The sequence below is a fragment of the Paenibacillus sp. FSL R5-0519 genome, from assembly GCF_037974275.1.
Taxonomy (GTDB): Bacteria; Bacillota; Bacilli; order Paenibacillales; family Paenibacillaceae; genus Paenibacillus.
In genome coordinates this window covers 3246722-3268944 of sequence record NZ_CP150234.1, presented here as the reverse complement: position 1 = coordinate 3268944, position 22223 = coordinate 3246722, and the positions used below count along the sequence as shown (strand labels likewise).

At 43.4% G+C, this 22223-nt stretch carries 19 protein-coding genes; 16 read left to right on the top strand and 3 right to left on the bottom strand.

Features of this window, described 5'->3' with window-relative positions; all coding sequences use genetic code 11:
- Positions 1-64: 64 nt before the first annotated feature.
- The 3 genes from MKY73_RS14805 (at position 65) to MKY73_RS14795 (ending at position 3019) form a co-directional block, all read left to right on the top strand.
- Positions 65-193, top strand: coding sequence for a DUF6254 family protein (locus tag MKY73_RS14805; RefSeq protein ID WP_219845137.1), 129 nt, complete (start codon positions 65-67; stop codon positions 191-193).
- A 385-nt stretch (positions 194-578) separates the two neighbouring features.
- Complete coding sequence (locus MKY73_RS14800) at positions 579-1877, top strand: NCS2 family permease (protein WP_339308433.1); 1299 nt, start codon at positions 579-581, stop codon at positions 1875-1877.
- 164 nt (positions 1878-2041) lie between these two features.
- Entirely contained in the window at positions 2042-3019 is a 978-nt protein-coding gene (locus MKY73_RS14795) for an alpha/beta hydrolase (RefSeq protein ID WP_339308431.1), read from the top strand.
- Positions 3020-3086: 67 nt separating this feature from the next.
- Here the strand turns inward: MKY73_RS14795 and MKY73_RS14790 are convergent, their stop codons facing one another.
- Entirely contained in the window at positions 3087-4439 is a 1353-nt protein-coding gene (locus MKY73_RS14790) for an MATE family efflux transporter (RefSeq protein ID WP_339308429.1), read from the bottom strand.
- Positions 4440-4576: 137 nt separating this feature from the next.
- On the opposite strand from MKY73_RS14790, the gene MKY73_RS14785 reads away from it, so the two are divergent.
- Positions 4577-5257 (top strand): TetR family transcriptional regulator, encoded by a 681-nt coding sequence (locus tag MKY73_RS14785; RefSeq protein WP_339308428.1) that lies wholly within the window; start codon positions 4577-4579, stop codon positions 5255-5257.
- Between the two features lie 544 nt (positions 5258-5801).
- On the opposite strand, the gene MKY73_RS14780 is transcribed toward MKY73_RS14785, so the two are convergent.
- The gene (locus MKY73_RS14780; protein WP_339308427.1) at positions 5802-6461 is read right to left on the bottom strand and encodes a metalloregulator ArsR/SmtB family transcription factor; all 660 of its coding nucleotides are present in this window, start codon (positions 6459-6461) and stop codon (positions 5802-5804) included.
- Positions 6462-6627: 166 nt separating this feature from the next.
- Between MKY73_RS14780 and MKY73_RS14775 the strand changes: the two genes are divergently transcribed.
- The 6 genes from MKY73_RS14775 to MKY73_RS14750 all read left to right on the top strand — a co-directional run bounded on the left by MKY73_RS14775 (position 6628) and on the right by MKY73_RS14750 (position 13220).
- The gene (locus MKY73_RS14775) at positions 6628-7986 is read left to right on the top strand and encodes an MFS transporter (protein ID WP_339308425.1); all 1359 of its coding nucleotides are present in this window, start codon (positions 6628-6630) and stop codon (positions 7984-7986) included.
- Between the two features lie 350 nt (positions 7987-8336).
- Entirely contained in the window at positions 8337-8696 is a 360-nt protein-coding gene (locus tag MKY73_RS14770; RefSeq protein WP_017688344.1) for an iron-sulfur cluster assembly accessory protein, read from the top strand.
- Between the two features lie 21 nt (positions 8697-8717).
- Positions 8718-9005 (top strand): Fe-S cluster assembly protein HesB, encoded by a 288-nt coding sequence (locus tag MKY73_RS14765; RefSeq protein WP_339308424.1) that lies wholly within the window; start codon positions 8718-8720, stop codon positions 9003-9005.
- Between the two features lie 189 nt (positions 9006-9194).
- Complete coding sequence (locus MKY73_RS14760) at positions 9195-10559, top strand: MFS transporter (RefSeq protein ID WP_339308423.1); 1365 nt, start codon at positions 9195-9197, stop codon at positions 10557-10559.
- Between the two features lie 70 nt (positions 10560-10629).
- Entirely contained in the window at positions 10630-11853 is a 1224-nt protein-coding gene (locus MKY73_RS14755) for a macrolide family glycosyltransferase (protein ID WP_339308421.1), read from the top strand.
- A 137-nt stretch (positions 11854-11990) separates the two neighbouring features.
- Positions 11991-13220, top strand: a complete 1230-nt coding sequence (locus MKY73_RS14750) for a multidrug effflux MFS transporter (RefSeq protein ID WP_339308420.1) — start codon at positions 11991-11993, stop codon at positions 13218-13220.
- 104 nt (positions 13221-13324) lie between these two features.
- Here the strand turns inward: MKY73_RS14750 and MKY73_RS14745 are convergent, their stop codons facing one another.
- Positions 13325-14299 carry an HTH domain-containing protein gene (locus tag MKY73_RS14745; RefSeq protein WP_339308419.1) on the bottom strand — a complete coding sequence of 325 codons (975 nt, stop codon included), beginning with the start codon at positions 14297-14299 and terminating at the stop codon, positions 13325-13327.
- A gap of 104 nt (positions 14300-14403) precedes the next feature.
- On the opposite strand from MKY73_RS14745, the gene MKY73_RS14740 reads away from it, so the two are divergent.
- From MKY73_RS14740 to MKY73_RS14715, 6 genes are all read left to right on the top strand, one after another.
- Positions 14404-14883, top strand: coding sequence for a GyrI-like domain-containing protein (locus tag MKY73_RS14740; RefSeq protein ID WP_339308418.1), 480 nt, complete (start codon positions 14404-14406; stop codon positions 14881-14883).
- A 302-nt stretch (positions 14884-15185) separates the two neighbouring features.
- A complete protein-coding gene (locus MKY73_RS14735; protein WP_339308416.1) occupies positions 15186-17486 on the top strand; it encodes a stalk domain-containing protein in 2301 nt (766 codons plus the stop codon).
- A gap of 275 nt (positions 17487-17761) precedes the next feature.
- The gene (locus MKY73_RS14730; RefSeq protein ID WP_339308415.1) at positions 17762-18517 is read left to right on the top strand and encodes a class I SAM-dependent methyltransferase; all 756 of its coding nucleotides are present in this window, start codon (positions 17762-17764) and stop codon (positions 18515-18517) included.
- A 201-nt stretch (positions 18518-18718) separates the two neighbouring features.
- Positions 18719-19666 carry an ABC transporter permease subunit gene (locus MKY73_RS14725; protein WP_339308413.1) on the top strand — a complete coding sequence of 316 codons (948 nt, stop codon included), beginning with the start codon at positions 18719-18721 and terminating at the stop codon, positions 19664-19666.
- Positions 19667-19679: 13 nt separating this feature from the next.
- The gene (locus MKY73_RS14720) at positions 19680-20549 is read left to right on the top strand and encodes a carbohydrate ABC transporter permease (protein WP_339308411.1); all 870 of its coding nucleotides are present in this window, start codon (positions 19680-19682) and stop codon (positions 20547-20549) included.
- Between the two features lie 65 nt (positions 20550-20614).
- A complete protein-coding gene (locus MKY73_RS14715; RefSeq protein WP_339308409.1) occupies positions 20615-22198 on the top strand; it encodes an extracellular solute-binding protein in 1584 nt (527 codons plus the stop codon).
- Positions 22199-22223 lie beyond the last annotated feature (25 nt).

Genomic DNA, 22223 nt, shown 5'->3' with positions numbered 1-22223 from the left:
TTGCCTTATAGTGACATCATAAAGAGGTAGTACACATCTCAGTTTCCAGAGGAGGATCTCTTTTATGGCTGACCAGAAGAAACGAAAAGAAGCTGCCTGGAAGTCACGAAAGCAAGAACAACATCCCCATGGTAAAATCAAATCGCTAAAAGAATTATCCAGCGAGTATGAAGAGAAACCTACTACAAATTAGGCAAAAGACTGTCAGTGAACATTGCTGGCAGTCTTTCTTCATATGTTGCAGACATTGATTTCTAAAATTGAGTACTAAATACTTACTATGTTCTAAAAACGAATGAACACAAGTTATAAGGTATATATAGTTCGTAAATAACTGTGAACAAATCATCAAATCGTTGACATTGCATGTTATTTTAATTAGAATACGAAATGGACTTCAGGTTAAAACAGAGATGAGTATCTTATGTTTCGTTTTTATGTTTCGTATAGAGCATAGCTGTTAAATCTTTAATCCTAACGACGAATATAGGAGCGTTAATAATACAATCCTATATGAAGATTAGGATTTTTTGTTTTTAGCTTGGAGTATAAATTGAAAGTTGGAGGCTGGCTTTAGCATGGACAATTGGTTCAAACTAAAAGAAAGAGGTACGAGCATTCCCACAGAGATTATCGCGGGGATTACAACATTCTTTACAATGGTATACATAGTGATCGTAAACCCAGGTATACTCAGCAGCACGGGCATGGATTTTAACGGAGTATTCATAGCAACGGTACTGGCAAGTATTGTCGGAACCCTGATTATGGGCATATGGTCCAATTATCCCATCGTCATCGCGCCGGGTATGGGACTGAATGCATTCTTTGCGTATAGCGTCGTTGCCGGGTATGGCGTGTCTTGGCAGGTTGCACTGGGAGCGGTATTTATCGCAGGGATTTTGTTTATTATTTTATCACTGACTTCATTCCGTTACATGTTGCTAGATGCCATTCCTGCAAGCTTAAAACATGCCATAACCGCAGGGATCGGATTGTTTATTACAACGGTAGGTCTGCAAAATGCCGGCATTATTGCCGATTCGGAATCGAATTTGATTACAATCGGCAACCTGGCTGAGCCAATGGCTTATCTGACTATTATCGGATTGATTATTACCGTTGTGCTGATGGCTTATAATGTGAAAGGTTACCTGTTCATCGGAATGGTGGTTACAGCGATACTGGCTTGGATCATGGGACTATTTCAAATGCCGGAATCCATTGTATCCATGCCGCAAGGCCTCTCGTCAACGGCTTTGCAACTGGATCTGGCAGGCGTATTCTCGAATGGCTTGTATACGATCATATTTACGTTCCTGCTGATCACACTGTTTGACACGACGGGCACGATGCTCGGCGTTGCCGAACAAGCAGGATTGCTGAAGGAAGGTAAATTCCCACGCTCGCGTGGCGCATTATTGGCAGATGCGGTAGGAACCACAAGTGGCGCTTTACTCGGAACAAGTCCAACCTCAGCTTACATCGAGTCCAGCACAGGGGTAGCTGCAGGAGGAAGAACGGGACTGACCGCGGTAACGGTAAGTGTGCTGCTTGCGCTGACCTTGTTCTTTACACCGATCGTAAGTGTAATATCAAGTATTCCGGCGATTACTTCTCCGGCACTGATCATTGTTGGGTACTTTATGATTAACGTTATCAGTAAAATCAAATGGGATGATCTCGAAGAAGCATTTCCTGCCTTCCTGATTATCATCCTTACTCCGCTCACGCATAGTATTGCAACAGGGATTGGCGTAGGCTTTATTTTCTACCCAGTACTCAAGTTGCTTCGCGGAAAAGGTAAAGATGTTCATCCAATCTTCTACATTTTTGCAGTACTGTTCTTCATTCAGCTTGTGTTTCTTGATCACTAAACAAGGTCTAATCATAAAGAGAACTGCTCTAATAAGCAGCTCTCTTTTTTTGTTTGTTCATATTCAGTTCATATTCCCGTCACGAAGGGTACATCTTACATGGTTACACTATACCTATGTCGCAAGAGCGGCTCTACAGATATAAAGGACAGGAGAAGATGGATATGGCAGAAGCAGTGGATGTAACAACAACGGGGACTAAAGGCCGTAGAAAACGGAACTTATGGTTGAAAATAATAGGTGGTATTATCGGCGCGCTGGTGCTGTTCATGGGCATCACGTTTGTCGTTCATACGATAAGTAATGGGGCAGAGAAAAAGAAAATCGAATCGTACGGCCAATATGTCAATGTAGATGGGAAGAATATGAATGTGTACATTCAAGGCAGCGGCGAACAAACCATTGTGCTTTTGCCTGGACAAGGAACCCCCTCGCCAGTACTTGACTTCAAATTGTTAATTGATGAATTAACTCCTGATTACAAGGTTGTTGCAATCGAACCTTTAGGTTATGGATTAAGCGACGAAACCGAGACGGAGAGAACCACGGAAAATATCGTCAGCGAAATTCATGAAGCTGTACAGCAGCTCGGTATTGACCGTTACATTCTGATGGGGCATTCCATCACGGGACTTTACGCAGCGACTTATGTGAACACGTATCCGGATGAAGTTTCCGCTTTTGTCGGGATCGATAGCAGCGTTCCAAATCAACCTGGCATGGATGTTAAGTTACCTTTGAACCTAATGAAATTTCTTAAACAATCAGGCCTGATGAGAGTAATTGCTAAAGTGAGTGGTGATTCATATGCATCACTTGCATACGACGAGCATACCAAAGAACAGATGAGGTTGATCTCGAATCAAGTCTCTACCAATTCGACAATGATCGATGAGCTTAAACACCTGGGTTCCAATTTCAAAAATGGAGAAAAACTCACTTACCCTCGTGATCTGCCGATGCTGCTCTTCGTTCAATCGAATAACGAGCAAAATCCCCAGTGGATTCCGCTGCATGAAGAGCAAGTGAAACAATCTGCACAGGGCAAAGTGATCCCGATGGATGGTTCACATTACCTGCAACATACGAAATATAAAGAGATCGCTGAAGAGTTCAAATCTTACATGAAACAACTCCATTAGAGATTGATCATTGTTGAACTGCGGTACCGAAATGGGTACCGTGGTTTTTTCTGATATTCAGCAAAAATTACTGTACCAATTGTGCCATATCCGGCTGTAATTTGGTTCGCAAAGCATATAACATGATGGCCCCTACAAGAAACGCGACGGCGTCCGCAATAACAAGTGACCAGATCACTCCATGAAAACCATTCAGTTGATTCGCGATATACAATACAGGAATCAGCGTAATTCCTTGAATGATGGACATCACAAAAGCAGCAGTTCCTTGGGCTGTAGCTTGGAAAATTCCAATAAACAACGAAGTCAATCCTGTAATAAACAAGGATAAGAAGGTCACATGGAGAATGTAGCTACCCATCTCAATTAATTGTGGATCAGTCGTAAATAAACCAATCAAGTGGTCAGAAATCAGATAAACAATAACGCCGAACAGGACAGCCAGGGCCAGAATCGTTTTAATCGTGAATCCTATAGTTTGTTTCATGCGTAATTTGTTCGCTGTAAATGAGAAGGCAATCAACGGCACGACTCCCTCGCACAGACCCATCAGAATAAACTCAGGAAACTGCAACAAACGCGATGAAATCCCATACCCTGCGATGGCCTGATCCCCATATTCGACAAGAAAAAGGTTAAGAATAAGCGACATGGCACCCAAGAAAACACTCATAACAAAGACGGGAACTCCGATTTTGAACACATTGCTCACAATCTCCTTAGTAACCTTGAACCATTTCAAGGAGACGGTTAAGAACGGGCTCTTATAACTGATGTGGAAAGCGTAGAATGCACTTGCAACCATGTTGGAGATGACCGTTGCAGATGCGACACCAATCACGCCCCAATGGAACACAAAGATGAATAGCGCATCAAGAATAATATTCACCACAACACTGAGCATCATGCCGATCATTGACGTGATTGCTGAACCTTCTGAGCGCACGATATTCTCCAACGTGAAAAACCAGATGACAAATGGAGAACCGACAAGCATGATCGTGACATACTCTTTTGTAAATCCGAAGGAGTCGGGTGTTGCCCCCAGCCCATGAACAATAGGCCCGATCAAAGGGAGCCCAACAGCTAGTACGATAATTCCAAGAACTAAACTGCTATAAAAGGCAAATGAAGAGACATGTTTCAGATCATCCACTTTTTTCTCACCCAACAAACGAGAGATGAATGTGCCGCTACCTATGCCTATTAAGTTGCCTAGCGCCATAATGACTGCGAATAATGGCAACGTTAGGGCGAGCGCGGTTAACATGGCCGTATTGCCCAATGTACCAAGGAAATAGGCATTTAAGATGGAATAGATGACACTCATTGACGTGCCCAGCATCATCGGGACAGCGAAGTGAGCTACAGCTTTGGCGATTGGTGCTTTTTCAAAGTAATGGAGGTTTTCTGCATCCATGTGGATCACTACTTTCATCATTAATTTTTGATCTAATCTAACACCGTTAGATTGAACCTTACAGTGTTAGATGTTATCATGAACTTATGAACCTGTAAAGCATAAACTTACACTGTTAGATTAAAGGGCGGATAACGATGAAAAAACAACAGCCTCAGATTTCGGAAGATAAGATCTTGGAAACCTCGTGGGAGCTTTTGGGCGAAGAGGGGATTGAGAAATTCAGCATGAGGCGCTTGGCAGACAAGCTGGGCATTCAGGCTCCATCTCTATATTGGTACTTCAAGAGCAAGCAGGCACTTTACCAGCGGTTAGCCAACCAGATATCAAAAATTATTTTGGATGAATTTCAGACTGATGGGAACTGGAAGGAACAGATGGAAGGGCTTGCGATAACTGTACGGAATGTACTCAGCCGATACCCGTGTTCTACCCAGCTCATGATGATGACACTACCCCACGAGCCGGACATGATCCGGTTCACCAACCGCATATTGCTCTGCATGGAATCGACGCCACTAGAGCAAGAACAAAAACTACAGGCCGTACTCACGCTTGTGAACTATGTGTTTTACTTCGTTCTGGACAATTACCAGCATCAGCGTAATATCTCTGCTGTTGTTAAGTACAACGAGGAACTTCAGGGTGAAGAGATGATTCACCTTCTGGACGCCATGAGTGAGAAGGAAGCTGGAATATTCAGCAGGATGTATAAGAGCGGTATGTTTGAGGTGATGGGAACTGACGGAGCGTTCGAGTTCGGCTTGAAACTGATTTTGTTGGGGATCGAACAAGTGGTCAAGGAGCAGGAGAAGTAGGTGTGTGAAGCAATGGAGACAGTAACGAGGATTACTGAGTGGTAATTAGATAGGTAAAATAACAAAGAATGATAACAACAACCTGCTAAAACAGTGGTTAGTTGGTGTTATCATTCTTTGTTGTTCGAGGATCAAGATGATGATTCTATTGGAAGCTGCAACGCCAGTGATTTTAAAAAGGTTACCGGCAATTTAATTACCTGAAACCAGAAACCCTCTGGGGACCGATTTATCCAACGAAGAGGAAAGCCCCTGGGGAGAATTTATCGATAAGGATGGGATTACAGTCAAGGTATCTGGAACACAGACGTATGATACAAGTCAGCAGATCATGCACTGGGTCAGGTTCCGTGATTGGATCAAGAATCAATATTCGGACTGGGATAAAACACCGTTCCATCCTTTATCTCCTTCGATCATTAGTGTTTGTCGAAAAAAATACAGAGTCTGAAATAAATAATCCCGGGATATTCCTCGGAATGGTTCACTAGTTACTTCACAATCATGATAAAAAGAGCAATCTCCAATGAGGTTGCTCCTTTTGTCATGGTTTATTTTGCCTAACGGTGTACACGCAGTTTCTTCCTCCGGCAAGAATGTATTCTACCCGTTCAATATGAACATTATCGCCTAGAACCGTTTTGAATAAATGTAACTCATTCTTGCATAACCCAGTACAGACCGCGGCCGCTTCACAGATCGGACAATGCTTCTCAATAAACAGGAGACTGCCATCATCCTGCTCCTTAACCTCAGCCATATAACCTTCATTTGTGCGAATTTCGGCCAATTTCTCCAATCTCTCTCTAACTCCTGATGAATCGCCAAGATGCTGAAGATATTGTTCTTGCATATTTTTATTTCGAACATCCAGCAGCTTGTCCAGCCCTTCATGACCAAAAGCTTCTTTCATCGAGTTGATGAGGCTGAGGGATAAATCCGAATATCCGCTTGGGAAAAAACGATTAGCCGCGGAAGTTAATATCCATAGCTTGGTTGGTCGACCCATGGGACGGGCTTCTTCCACAGTGGTAACCAATCCTTCTTCTTTTAGCGCATTCAGATGTTGCCGAATAGCCATTCCGGATAACGAAAACTGAGAGGAGAGAGTGACAACATCCATTCCCCCGCGCTCTTTTAACAGATTAATAATTGCTCTCCGGGTACTGGTCGAGGCATCCTTTTTAGTTTGATTTCCGCTCATCGTGCACCTCCTTTTGAAGCAACTAAATCTACATGACTAACTACATTTTAAACAAAAATGTTGACAAAGTCAAAGCCGAACTGTAGCTTAGACATTATAAACAAAAATGTTTACTAAGTATCCGGATACGATGTATACATACCAATTTTCTTGGAGGTCACATTTCATGTCGTCTAATCATCAAAGTATTTTCAGTCCGCGTTATTTTGCATTGTCCATAGGAATTATTTTGTCAGTGATGGCCGTTGGATTCGAAGGTCTATCCGTCACCACCATTGCTCCTTCGATTGCTGGAGACTTGAACGGCCTTAGCCTGTTCGGATGGATATTCAGTACCTATCTGCTTGCGCAGATTATCGGAACGCTGGTCGTTGGTCGGATCATTGATAAAAGAGAACCTGCAGCACCGTTCACTTTTGCACTTCTGTTGTTTATCGTAGGGCTGATCGCTGCCGCAACCGCAGGCGACATGTATACCATGATAGGATCACGCGCTCTACAGGGTTTGGGTGCCGGAGCCATGATGACTTGTGTGTATACGGCTATATCCTTAAGTTACCCGGATGAGCTACGTGCCAAAATTCTTGGAGCATTTGGTACTGCCTATGTTCTTCCGTCCATGCTCGGTCCATATGTAGCCGGTCTAATCGCAGATCAGTGGTCCTGGCGCTTTGTTTTCTGGGGGATCTTACCTGTGCTGGTGGTTTCAGTATTGCTTAGTTTACCTGCCTTTAGGAAATTGAAAGTGCAGAAGACGGGAGGGGATAGCGGATCTTCATCCACTTGGATGGCGTTACTCTTAACGTTGGGTACAGGGATTTTCCTGGTTGGTCTAAGTAGGCTTCCGAGCATTATGGGATTTGTTTTAGTCATAATTGGCTTCGCATTAATGATATTTCCTCTCCGTAAATTGCTACCGAAGGGAACACTTACGTTACGCAGAGGAATGCCAGCTATTTTGGCAACACGTGGATTGTTCTTCGCTGCCTATACTAGTACACAGAATTTCTTGGTATTGGCTCTCATCGATGTGAAAGGAATTACACCTTCTCAGGCCGGATTAATTGTGGCGAGTGCTGCATTAAGTTGGTGTATCATTGCGTATCTGCAAGGACGGTGGGATGCGGCAGATCAGGGCAGTGGACGTCATATGAGAATTATTCTTGGCGTAATGTTACTTGCCATAGGGATTGCCATCGTACTTTGGGTACCTGTTGTGACCGTTACCATTGCAGTTATTGGTCAGATCATTGCAGGAGTTGGTATTGGATTGGCGCATCCGATTAGCGGTGTTGTCGCATTTTCCCAAACGGGGGAGGAAGGCGTGGGCCAAACCTCGGCCAATCTGCAATTTGCAGATTCTTTTACACCTGGTGTAGTGATCGGCATTGGTGGTTCCATTCTTGTCGTGTGTCAGGCTGGGGGGATGTCACTTCAATCCGGCTTAATTGTAGCCATGGGTTTCCATCTCTTGTTAATCGTCACGAGTATCATTGCCAGCACTCGGATCTCACCACGCGGATGAATAAGAAAGTGGGTGTACAGACCATTGTTCACTGAAGATCCGAATAAACTATTTACGGCTTATCGTATCATCGGAACGAAATGGACGATCCATATTTTATGTGCTCTGTCTCAAGGCCCGAAGAGATTCGGTGAAATATTCGAAAGTATTCCTTCCATTTCCGAAATGATCCTCTCCAGACGTTTAAAGGGTCTTCAACATGATCATTTGGTCAAAAGAACAATACTGACACGCCCTACACAAATTATTTATGAACTTACGCCAAAAGGAGCTGCTCTTGCTGCATTCATACCCTGTCTAATGGACTGGGATACCAGGTTTTCAAAATGAAACATCCGGGAGGAATAAAGATGATCATTGAGGTCAGTGATACAGCATCGGACAAAATCGTTGAGATCTTATCAAGTGCGGATATCCAAAATGCCTTCCTTAGAGTAGGCGTTGATGAAGGGGGATGCAGTGGTTTGTCTTATACCCTTATCGTGGATGAACAGCAGGCAGAAGAAGACATTGTGTTAAATAAAAAGCAATTTAAAATATTGGTTCACGCAAACAGTATTCCATATATTGATGGTCTTGAGATTGACTATGAAGAGAGCGGAATGTTAGGTGGATTCACCATGAATAATCCAAATGCCAAAGTTTCGTGTGGATGCGGGGCCAGTTTTAGAATGGCCAATTATCGTGGTGAAGTGAAAAAATGTGATTAATGTAGGAAGGAGTGCAGAGCAATGATCTCATTTGTAGTATCTGAACAAGCAATTGATTCATTTAAGAATGAATGGGAATTGGAAGAGGACCAATATGTAAGGATTTACGCAAAATATGTTGGAGGAGGCTCCGATGCTTTTACAATTGGCATAAATGCGAGTGCTACACCGGTCGATCCCGCATTGGTTCAATCCATTGGAGGATTTCATTTCTTTGTTGAAAAAACAGATGCCTGGATCCTGGAGGATGATCTTCTCCAAATTGACTGTAATGAAAATGGTATATTTTCAAGCAAAATTTCCTATTGAACATGGGAACCCTATTCTAGACCATAATCTTACTTTTTAAACATTTGAATTTACAAATTATAACACTTAATGTATATTCAGGAAGGTTTATTTTACCATAATATCCATCAAATTATGGAGGTGTAGAAGACAAATAACAATCAGATTGGGATTTTTGATGCTCAGTACAGGGCGCCTACAATTGGGATTATGCTGGTTCTGTCAACCGTAGCATTCGAAGGACTGGCTATCACGACCATTGCTGCGAAAATGGCACAAAGTTTAGAGGGCATTCATTTATACGGTTGGATCTTCAGCGCATTTTTGTTATCTCAGCTTATTGGAACGTTGGTAATTGGTCAGCAGATTGACAAGCGCGGCGTTTTTACATCCATGCTGATATCTTTTAGTGTTTTTGTGTTAGGAACTGTGGTCTCCGCTGTCTCTATCGATATGCACATGCTTATTGGCGGAAGAGCCCTTCAAGGTTTTGGAGCGGGGGCACTGATTACATGTGTTTATACCTGTGTGACGTTACATTATCCAGATACACTTCGTACTCAGATCCTGGCCGCATTCTCCATGGCATTTGTCCTGCCTACCTTAATCGGACCTTATGCAGCAGGCCTTATTGCTTCCTACATCTCGTGGCGATATGTTTTCTGGATTGTTTTACCCTTGATTGGAATAGCGTTGAGCCTCACATTCCGATCTTTCCGGAATTTGCAGCTTCAGCAAGATCTGACAGGTCCAGCGCGCGCAACCGACTCAAAGATTATGTATGCGATTCTGCTTGCCGTTGGAACGGGGCTGTTACTCTCAGGACTTGGTATGATTACCGATTGGAAAGGCATAGTACTCACTTTGGCTGGATTAGTCGTCATGGTCACACCAATGCGCAAATTGCTGCCTGTGGGGACTTTCTCGGTACAAAAAGGATTGCCTGCTACTCTGGTTTCGAGAGGACTATATGTTGCTTGTTATTTTACAACGGAAAGTTTTGTGATCTTGGCACTAACCGAAGTGAAGGGGTTATCAGCTGACCTTGCTGGCCTCATTGTAGCAGCAGGTTCTCTCAGCTGGTCCGCCGCAGCGTGGTTACAAGCCAAGCTTGATGCACGAGATCAAGGTCGTGCCCGAAAGGGTAGGGTCATGACGGGCATTGGGATTATGATCGTTGGAACTGTACTTGTGATCCTGGCTCTTATTTTGACGGACGGCGGGATTATACTCATCCTTCTCTCACAAATGATTACAGGGTTCGGTATTGGATTGGCCAACCCTACAACGGCAGCCATTGCTTTACAACATGCCTTGCCCAGGAAAGAGGGAGAAATGTCCGCGAATCTGCAATTTGTGGACTCCTTTTATATGGGAGTAAGTATTGGAGTCGGTGGCGCACTGATTGCCTTGTCCGAAACTTTACAGTGGGGCATATCGACTGGCGTCTTCATCGTGTTAACACTGCAATTATTATGGGTCTTGTTAAGTTTCTTAGCATCACTACGAATTACCAAACTCGTTCATCAAGAACATCATCCAATCAACCAAGTGAAGGATAACATCTCCATGTAACGGATGACGACCGCGTCGTTAAATACATCATGAAGAACGGGGGGACTAATTACATTGGGAGGTGGATAAGATGGCACGTGTATTAGTCGTCATTACTCCAGCTGAAGGACATGTGAATCCATCGTTAGGATTAGTTACTCAGTTGACTAACAACGGTGAGGAAGTTGTCTATGTGTGCACGGAGGAGTACCGTTCCCGAATTGAACAAACCGGTGCCCAGATCATTACCTATCCGTTTCCACAAGATGCCTTCTCTCATGATCCGGTGTTGAAACCCCAGGAATACAAGCATTCTTATCAGTTCATTCATATGATGGTAAGCGGTATTATTCGGAGGATCATCCCCAAAGTGCTGCAGGTGATAGAGGATCAAAAGTTCGATTATATGATCTTTGATTCCCTGATGGGATGGGGAGGGACTATTCTTGCAGAAAAACTGGGGATTCCTGCGGTGTGCTCGATTGCGTCCTTTGCTTTTGTGGAGCCTCTGGGGTCTATCTCAGTTCTGAATGAAACGGAGAAGAAGGAACTTTATGAGGCTACGATGAAGATCACAACGGAGTTAGCCGAAGAGTTTCAAGTGAGTATCCCAGCCATAGAAGAGATTCCGGCACATGCAGGTCAGTTAAAGCTCGTGTACACCAGCCGTTATTTTCAGCCGCAGGCAGAAAAGCTGGATGATCGTTTTATTTTCACGGGTCCTTCGATCATAACGCGTCAAGATGCTCCGACCTTCTCATTTGAGTTGCTTCGTGAACGGTATCCGCAAACCGTGTACATTGCTATGGGTACGATTTTAAATAAAAATTTGGATTTCTATCAGCTTTGCTTTGAAGCATTAGGGAATCTACCTGTGAATGTTGTTCTATCTTCAGGAAAATACACGGATATGGAGCCGCTGGCTAATCAAATACCTCCTAATTTTATCGTTAAGCCATACATTGCCCAGTTAAACATGCTGCAGCATACCGATGTTTTTATTACACATGCTGGAATGAACAGCACGAGTGAGGCGTTATATTACAACGTTCCGATGGTGATGATTCCATTAACATCGGATCAGCCTCTTGTCGCCAATCGGGTACAGGAGCTCGGCGCGGGTATTACATTAGATAAACATAACCTCAATGCAACTGATTTGAGAGAGGCATTAACAGAGGTACTACACAATCCACTTTATAGACGGCAGGCATACCTCATTGGTGAATCCTTAAGGCAGGCTGGCGGTTACAAGCGAGCTGCAGAAATGATTATGAGTCATATGGGTTCAGGCCGGGGAAGTTACACAATTTAATAATCTTCCATCCAAAGTCGCTTAATTAGCGGCTTTTTTTGTTTTAATAACCTCAAGACTTGACCTACAGTTAACTCTATGTCTTATACTCCGATTAGGCTTGCAAATTATATGAGGAATTGGAGATTTTATTTATCATGGCGAAGAGCACGAATTGGAATGTTTTTGGACTCGCAATACTACTAGGTTTATTTTCTACATTAGGTCCATTTACGATTGATATGTATTTACCGGCTTTCCCGGAGATTGCACAAAATATGAATACAACGGCATCCCTTGTACAATTTAGTCTTACTGCTTGTTTGTTAGGACTAGGTGTAGGACAACTCGTGATGGGTCCTTTGAGTGATGCGTACGGTAGACGGAGACCATTGTTGATCTGCATGGCAGCCTACATTATTTGTTCCTTGGCATGTGCGTTTGCTCCGAATATCGGACTATTGATTTTGTTTCGTTTCACGCAAGGATTTGCGGCATCAGCTGGAATTGTCATTTCCCGTGCGATAGCTAGAGATCTATATAGTGGACATGAACTCACTAAATTTTTCTCTTTGCTGCTGCTTGTAGGTAATTTGGGGCCTTTGGCAGCACCGATTGCGGGAAGTGGCATTCTTTCCTTCACGACATGGGTTGGCGTATTTATCTCGCTTGCATTCCTGGGGATTTTCTTATTGATCATGACCAAGTGGAGCTTAAAAGAAACACACCCAGTTGAAAGACGTATGGTTCCCGACTTCAAACAGCAATTGGGTAATTACAGAATGCTTCTGCGTGACCGCACGTTTGTTGGCTACATGCTCGCACAGGGAATCATGACGGCAGGGGTCTTCGCTTATGTGGCCGGAACACCATTTATTTACCAAAATATATATGGAGTCACACCAACGGTATTTGCTATACTGTTTGCTTCAAACGGCATCAGCTTGATCATCGGTTCTCAAATTGTGGGTCGATTGGCCAAACGTATCCCTGAGCAAACGCTTCTACTATCCGGGCTATGGCTTGCTTTAATAGCAAGTGTCGCGGCTTTGGTGGTAACTTTGGTTCATGGTCCACTTTTCGCTTTGGTCATTCCATTGTTCTTCTTCGTGTGCTCAATCGGTATTACGTCTACAGCGGCATTCCCGCTGGCCATGGAGAGCCAAGCCAAGATGGCCGGAAGTGCTGCAGCACTGCTCGGTGTTGTTCCTTTTCTACTGGGTGCATTGGTTGCTCCTCTGGTCGGGATCGCAGGTGAGGACACTGCCGTCCCGTTAGGACTCACTTTGTTAATGACCAGTGTCATTGCCATTGTTACTTATTTTCTACTCGTTAAAAAAATCTCGCAGCATACACCTAATCATGCCCAGTCTAATGCTGACATTTAATATAGAAGGAACAGCTCGCCAAGGATTGGCGTGAGGCATAATGAATATGATTCCATTACAAGTCGCTAACATAGCGGCTTTTTTTGGTTTTTCGTACTGAACGTTCACTGCTTCAACTGGTATACGTTTAATCTCTCTTGTACAGCGTTCAGGACTTCCTCCGGAATTTCTTTAACTTTGATATCTTCACCTAGAAAAAGCAACCAACTGGTGATTTCAGTTAATTCGTCTACGTTATGAACATTCGTAAATGCCTTTAGAAGGGCTGTAGTTTGGTACGGATTCGTATAGGCAATTGAAAACTTTAAAGGATGGTACTTTTTATATTGGGCAATCCCCTTTGGGCCAAGTTCAAGAACAAGGTTGATGACCTCTTCCTGCGCATTTCGTTTTAGTTGTTCTACAATCTTTTTCGTACTTCGTCTGTTTTTCGTTGGGTATGCTTCTACACGGATGAGGTTGTCGACAGATATGATTCGTCTATTTTCTTCCTCCAAGTCAAAACCTTCAATGATCCAATGGCCTTTTTGATGATGAAGGTGTAAGAGCACGATGGGATAGGACTTTGTTTTTTTCTCTTCTTGGACAGTAACTAACAAATAACGTTCGATAAGAAGAATTTGGATGAGTTTCTCTAAGGTAGGGTGGGGCAAGTCTGACAGATCCAGCAAGTCCGGATTATGGGGATTGGTCCCTTCAAAAAGCAATATTTGATTCAAATGCACAAGGTCATCTTGCTGATTCTCTGAGATAAGGCCCAACAATTTTTCAGCCAAAGATTGACGACTCTTCAGATAAGGAAGTTGTTGATTTCTTGTCGCCATAAAGGCAATGAATAACGCTTTGATTTCATTATCGGTAAACCGGACCGTAGGCAGAAGGGAGTTGTTCATGACAAAATAACCCCCGTCGCGCCCAACTTCAGCGACTAGTGGCATTCCCATCGATTCAATTTCTCTGATATCTCGAATGGCTGTCGAACGCGAAATGTTAAATTCTCGCATGATTTCAGAAATGGTAAAGTGCGCTCGGTTATTGATATACCTCGTGATGATATTAATACGTTCTACTTTTTTCATTGGGCCCCCTAAACAGTATCATATTCTGACATGATTTAAGGTTATTATAAACTCATCAAGTGAAAACACAAATCAATTGAAAATTAAAAGAGGATGGTGTATCAATGAGCAATTATTATTTTGAAGAAAAAGACAGCTTTATCGTTTTAGGTATTGGTACGGAGCCTAAGTGCGACTACACAGACTATGCTGGCATCAACAAAGAGAAGGCGGATTATTGGTCCACCGTGAAAGAGGATGGAAGCCTGGACACATTAAAGTCCCTTGCTACGAATGACTATATTTTTGCTGTAAACGAAGCAGTAAATAACAAAATGATGCATTATGCAGGCGTCATGACAGAAGAATCTCTGCCAGAAGCAACAAGAGTGATCCAATTTCCTAAGGGAGAATACCTGGTTGTGAAGGGCGAAGCAGAGACGGCAGAAGCGCTCAGCAATATGCTTACTGGCATTGCCTTTGGTCAAGCGCTCCCTGCAGAAAAGGATTACGCCTATGTTGGCGGACCCAATACAACGGTTGAAATGGGACAGAAAAACGGTTTGGTATATGGTGAAATGTGGATTCCTGTAGTACGGAATTAAAGAACAGCAGATCATAAGGTCCGAAACTATTTGAAGTGCACCCAGTAGAGTGACATAGGATAACCCCCGGTTGATCCGATGAAATTTTACGAGGTGCACTTTATGCGTTGACGGAGACTCACATTCGCTATCAAAAGAGGCTTTTTATTCAAGAACTTATAACCAAAGTTTGAAAGATCGTTGTCAAAATCCATTATTTACAATTGATTTAGAAACTTTTCCCTGAATCTAGCGTCTAATACTATGAGTTTTTGAGGGGTTGTAAATAAATACTAGAGAGTAGAAGGAGCCAAAGACAACGCATGAATATGAAGAAGAAATTATCCATTTTTACCGCATTAGCTGTTTTTCAGGCATTTGCAGTTGGTTCTGTGAATGCACAATCAACACAGCAAGGTGACACCGCGTCAGTAAACACGGCCAATGTAGAATCCGTAGAGGTGTTAAAACAAGAGCAACCGATTGCAGAGCGTGAAGTGAAGACAGAGAGCAATAACAAATCGATCAATACTCCATCCTCTGAAGCCAAGGAAACTAAAACCTCGACTGGCGATCAGGCAACAAACAAAACAGATAGTGAGAAACCTGCATTGGATGGGGAAGAAGCCACTACTGACGCAACGGGCACGAAACCTGAGGTTCAAGAGGAAGTGCCTGAGAAGGTTGAAACGCCAGCTACGCCAGCAGAAATAGAGCAACCATCCATTGACGGGACGTCTCCTGTAGCAGCAGGTGGTAATCTGACGTTATACATGAATAGCAACAAAATGGAGCAGGATGGAAAAACGTATCTTGCTGGCCAGCCCATGGCTGTCAAAAACGGTGTATCCTATGTTGCAATCCGTGCGCTGGTTGATCGTGTGGGGTACGGGGTCAAATACGATAACATAACCAAGGAAACCATCATTATTAGTGGTGACGATGAACTCCGATTCAAGACGAACAGCAAGGACTATACGGTAAATGGAGAGACCAGAACGATGAAAGGCCCAGCTTATCAGCAAAAAAGTACATTCATGGTGCCGTTAACTTCCATCACTCAAGCCCTGAACATCACCTATAAAGTGAATCAGCCAGCCAAGACGGTTGTGCTGAATCTGAATACCAAACCTGTTGCAAGCTTCACCATTTCCCAAAAGGAAATCTTTGCGGGCGATCAAGTGGACTATGTGACTTCTAACAGCTCCCCCAATGGAATGGATATCGTTGACGAACGCTGGACAGGTCGTCAGGATTCATTTGATCAAGCAGGTACATATACGATTTCATATCAAGTACAGGATTCCAACGGCCAATGGAGTGATCCCTATTCAATCACCATTGAAGTGTTGAGTCCTAATCTTCCTCCTGTAGCCATGTTCGCAACGGATAAAGAAGAATATAAAATGGGCGAAAAAATAACATACACAGACCAAAGCACAGATGATGAAAATAATATTGTCAAAGCCGTATGGGAGAACAATTCACTTGCGTTCTTTGAACCGGGTCCAAAAACGGTGACACTTACGGTTACGGATAATCATGGCGCTACGAACACGTACTCCAAGGTGATCACCATAACCAATGAGACCTTATATTCATTTACTGACTTCAATTTACTCTTCATACCGGTAGGACAGAAGTTTACCTTTAACGGCGGCGAAGTGACAACCATGGAGAAAGTGCCTTATACGTACATGGATGAGCCAAGTTTGTTGATCCGCAGCAACAGCCCGGAAACGGTGAATACGGAAGGCATCGTGTATAAAGAATCATCTTCGGGACAGACCCGTTTCATGATTCACCACGTGAACAATACAGGCAAAAGAGTAAAAATGTATGTGATTGCCACCAATAATAACCCGAATCCGGCTGTATTCGAACAGCAGAATATGGGCTTTGCTGGACCCACACCGTATGCTACTGTAGCCGGGAAATTGTCTATTGATAAATGGTTCAAGTCAATTCAGACCGGAGCGGATCAAAAGAAAGAGTACCTTCAACCTGGGGAAAGCAAATTGATTTTGACCGAACTTAATAAAACGCCGATGAAAGAAGGACAAGTCATCTCTCTCTATTCGGATGCATATAGTGATTATTCCTTAGACTATAACGTTATCCTGGTGGAAGAAAATAAAGATCCGTTCGAAGCGTTGCCATTGCTTCCCGTCCTTGATCGTGACGGAGTGCATAACCGGGGGACGTATCCGAACGCGACTCGCATCATCAAGTACGATGAGCACGTGGGACTCAAACCGGCTCGTCTGCCACTTGGTGACAATTCAAGCGATCCCAATCTGGTAGGAACAGATCCGATGGCTTACACAGACGCATCCAACGCGGGTAATTTCGGCGTATTGTACAAAATCACGCTGACCAATGTTGCACCGCGTACGCTTATCTCCTTTAACCCTCGAGGAGGAAAGTACTCCGGAGTAGCGCTGGTGAACAACCAGTTGGTATCGATTGCCGAAGGCAACGTTGCCGTTGCCAATTCAAGTGAACAAAGCGTTCTTTACCGCACCGGATCAATCGGAGAGAGCGTAACGATTCTGTTCTCAGCCGCGCCAGGAAGCAACCTGCCGGTCAATCTGCTCTTTACACCGCTCCCATCGGAGAAGTAAGATAGTTGTCTCTCTTATCTCTTACAACGAATGGTTTGAGTGGCACATTAATCATCGACAGAAAAGACTCCATATGGGGTCTTTTCTTTTCATAAGGCAATATGAAAATGTACGTAATGGACGCAATTAAAAAAAGCCATATATGGCACTGCTATTTCTACTTAGGAGGAATCCATCCCGATGAATGTATTAGGGATTATATAATCAACGATCAATACAGCCAAGATAAACGTAGCTCATGGACCAGAAAAATATTGATGGGAGCGTGACGATCGATGAACAATAGAGAACGGTTTACAAGCCGGGTCGATTCGTATTTGAAATACCGCCCGAGCTATCCAATTGAGGCTATTGACCATTTATACGACGTTGTTGGTTTACGTGCGAACAGTAATATAGCAGACATCGGGTCAGGTACTGGAATCATCTCGAAGCTACTTCTGGAACGCGGAAGCTATGTAATAGCGGTCGAGCCAAATCAGGCTATGCGGGAAGCCGCCGAGCAAACGTTAAAAAGCAGCCCGCAATTCGTGAGTATAGCAGGTTCTGCAGAATCTACGGGATTACCTGATCAGTCGGTTGATTTTATTGTCTGCGCTCAGGCATTTCACTGGTTTGATCAATCCGCAGCCCAAATCGAGTTTCGCAGAATTCTACGGCCAGGTGGGAGAGTAATACTCATCTGGAATTCACGTCTTACACGCGGTACTCCGTTTCGTGAAGAGTACAATCAACTGCTCCATACATATGGAACCGACTACCAAAAAGTTAATCATAAAAATATTTCTCAAACGATGCTGCTCTCTTTTTTCAAGGAAGGTTCAATGCATGAAATACGATTCAGAATGAGTCAGGAGTTCGATTTCGAGGGGTTGAAAGGCCGGTTGTTATCATCTTCTTACAGTCCTGTACCCGGGCATCCGAATTACGATCCGATGATATCAGCACTGCAAAATTTATTTGATAAAAATAATCAAGAGGGTACTGTTGCATTCGACTATGAAACTGAATTTTTTTGGGGAGAAGTATAAATACGGCATCTGAAAGTCGCTATTTTAGCGGCTTTTTTTATATTTTATTAGAACAAGTTCTTGTCCAGCTTGCTTGGATTCAGTTGTTGAAACGAACCCTGGCAGACTCCTTAAAATCTTATAAGAAATTCTAGAAATTTCAGAAATTTATCCGATAGGCGGGTGCTATTATACAAATACAAACAAAGACGAGGTGATGAAATGCAAGCGAAATTGGCAGCGGACGCCGTTCCCATCTCCACAAAGCGAAAGATATGGATCAGGACGATCCAAAAGTACAAGGTGATGTATGCTCTCTTATTACCAGCCTTAATTTACTTTGCCGTATTCAAATACATCCCCATGGCGGGAATCATGATTGCTTTTAAAAACTATAACCTCGCTCTGGGACTATGGGATAGCCCTTGGGTGGGATTCAAAAATTTTACGGATTTTATGAACGGCGTTTATTTCTGGGACATCATGAAAAATACGATTGTTATATCGCTGTATAAGCTATTGTTCGGATTCTCCGCGCCCATCGTACTTGCTTTACTCCTCAATGAAGTGTATAGCCAGTGGTTTAAGAAAATCGTACAGACCATCACTTATTTACCTCATTTTCTGTCATGGGTCATTGTTTATGGAATTATGGTCGCACTACTAGCCCCAGGCGATGGTCTCTTTAACATGATTATGAAGGATTTTGGTTTTGAACCCATCTCGTTTCTAACGGAACCTGCCTGGGGCAGATTGCTGATCATCTTATCTGAAGTATGGAAGGATATTGGATGGGGGGCAATATTGTACCTTGCCGCCTTGGCAGGAATCGATCCAAGCTTATATGAAGCTGCTCGAATGGATGGCGCTTCCAAATGGAGACAGCTCTGGCATATCACGTTACCTGGCATTCGAGGAGTCATTATTCTGATGCTGATTCTGAAATTAAGCCATATCCTGGATGCGGGTTTTGACCAAATATTCATGTTTGCCAACACCTTTAACCAGGAGAAGATCGATATTATCGATACATGGGTATACCGGGAAGGGTTGGAGCGTCTCAAGATTGGTTTGGCTACTGCTGTAGGATTGTTTAAAGCTGTCATCGGATTTGCTTTAGTGTTGGCAGCGAATAAGCTCGCCAAAAAATTCGATGGGCAAATTTGGTGAGGTGGTCCTTAGAATGATTCATATGACAATCGGGGAAAAAGTCTGGCAAACCGTCGTTTATGTGATGCTTATTTTGTTATCCCTACTGTGCGTGCTGCCTTTTCTATATGTGGTTGCTGTCTCCGTAACGCCAGAATCGGAAGTACTAAGAAGAGGGATTGTGATTATACCCGAATCCTTTACCTTTTTGGCCTATAAAGAAGTATTCGTTTCTCACGGGATCTGGCAGGCGTATAAAATTACGTTGTTTCGAACGATTGTAGGCACTGCGTTAAATGTGTTTTTTACAGTCATCGCGGCATACCCGTTATCCAAAAAATACTTGCCCGGAAGAAGTCCGTTTTTACTCTTCATTGTGTTTACCATGATGTTCAGTGGGGGGTTAATTCCGACTTATTTATTAGTTCGTTCTCTGGGATTGTTAAACAGCCCCTGGGTATTGATTATTCCCAATCTCATTAGTGCATTTAATCTGGTGATTATTAAAGGATTTTTTGAGCAACTACCAGGTGAAATCGAGGAATCAGCGAGGGTAGATGGTGCCAGTGAGCTTCAGACGTTATGGCGGATCATTTTACCCCTGTCGTTACCCGTGCTTTCCACCATTTCCTTGTTTTACGCAGTCGGGCATTGGAACAGTTATTTCGATGCCATTGTATATATCAATGATTCCAACTATATGCCACTTCAAGTTATTTTGCGCAACATCCTGCTTAACGTCGCCACGCAAAGCGCTGATTCACTTGCCAATTCCGGAGCTGTCAGTACGTTCGCTGTGCAAATGGCTACCGTTGTTGTGACTACGGTCCCGATATTAATCGTTTATCCATTTTTGCAAAAGCATTTTACCAAAGGTGTGCTCCTGGGATCTGTTAAAGGTTAAAAGATGCTCCAACCTAACTTATTACGGGGAAACCGTGATAATATACAAACAAAGGAGAGGTCAATATGCAGCGTAAAAAGATTTCATTTGTTATCCTGTCGGCAATCTTGGGACTTGGAACGTTATTGTCAGGTTGTGGGGGAGAAGAAGTTACATCGACAGCTTCGAGTAATTCGCAAGGCCAGTCTGGCCAGTTTGCAACCAAAATGAAAATCTCAATGTTTAACCAAGGTACTTTCAATGCTGCTGCTCCGGTACCTCCACGTGATGAAGATATTCAACGCCAAATGTTGGAAGAAGAAATGAACATCGACTTGGATATGATGATTCCTCAAGCAGGGCAAGCAACAACCAAACTGAATACGCTCATTGCAGGTGGAGATATTCCAGATTTAATCTTCTTGAAGAGTCGTTCTGATCTTGCGCAATATTACGACCAAGGTGTTCTTGCGGATCTGACACCCTATCTGGATCAGTTTCCTGAACTACAAAAAAGGTTTGGCAACGACTCATGGGAAGCGATGTCCTATCAAGGGAAAACGATCGGAGTTCCAGGCTATGATAATGTAAACGGTATCAGTCGAAGCTTCTTCATTCGCAACGATTGGCTGAAAAAGCTCAATATGGAAGTGCCAACAACACCGGATGAGTTATTCGAAGTTATGAAAGCCTTTACAGAGAAAGATCCGGACGGGAATGGCAAAAACGATACGTACGGATTCATCGGCGGTATGAATAAAGAAGGCAATCTGCAAACCTACGGCTTCGATAGCTTGATGTGGATGTTTGGCGTTAATCCGCCTTCGGCCGTTGAGATCAAAGATAATGAACCGGTATTTCTATTTATCGATCCCAAAATGAAAGAGGCGCTTGCTTATATTAATAAAATGATGGCAGCCAAGGTGGTTGACCCGGACTGGGTGACGATGAATTCGCCTGATCTACTGGACCAAAAAATGTTTAAAGGTAAAGTTGGCTTCATGATTAGAGATGCTCGCAGACTGGAGCCGGATTATCAGCAGAAAATGAAAGAAATTAGTGGAGAGGTGCCGGAATGGATCGTTATTCCCCCGATGAAAGGTCCTTACGGGGATCAGATTGTAGAGAGAAAATCGTTCCAGGGCAATTCATGGGCCATATCTGCAAAAGCGGACGAGGACAAAATTATTCGCATCTTGTCCATGCTGAATTATCTCTTTACGGATGAAGAAGCTTATCCCAATTTTGCATACGGAATCAAAGGGATTCATTGGGATGTCGTAGACGGCAAGATCAAAAATAAAACCTCCGAGTTATCGAAAGAAATGAAAGAGAAGTACCTGTGGGTCGATCATTATAGAATGCCGCGGCGTGGTGATGATGCGGAGTACTTCAGCTTCCAGAATCCGAAGACAGCGGAAGCCTTCAAGAACAATCAGCAATATGTGGGGCCAACGTTGCCCGGTAATTTATTGACCCCAGACCCGAGCGACACCTTGGATGCTGACCGCCAACGGTTCATTAATGAAAGCTTGGTCAAATTTATGACGGGCAAAGAACCTCTTTCCAACTGGGACAATTTCCTCCAGACGCTGGATACCAAGTTTGACATGCAGAAATATAAGGAAACAGCCACCCAGCAATTTAAAGACGCCGGCCTCATCAAGTAAAAATAAACAAAGAGAGAGTGGCTAT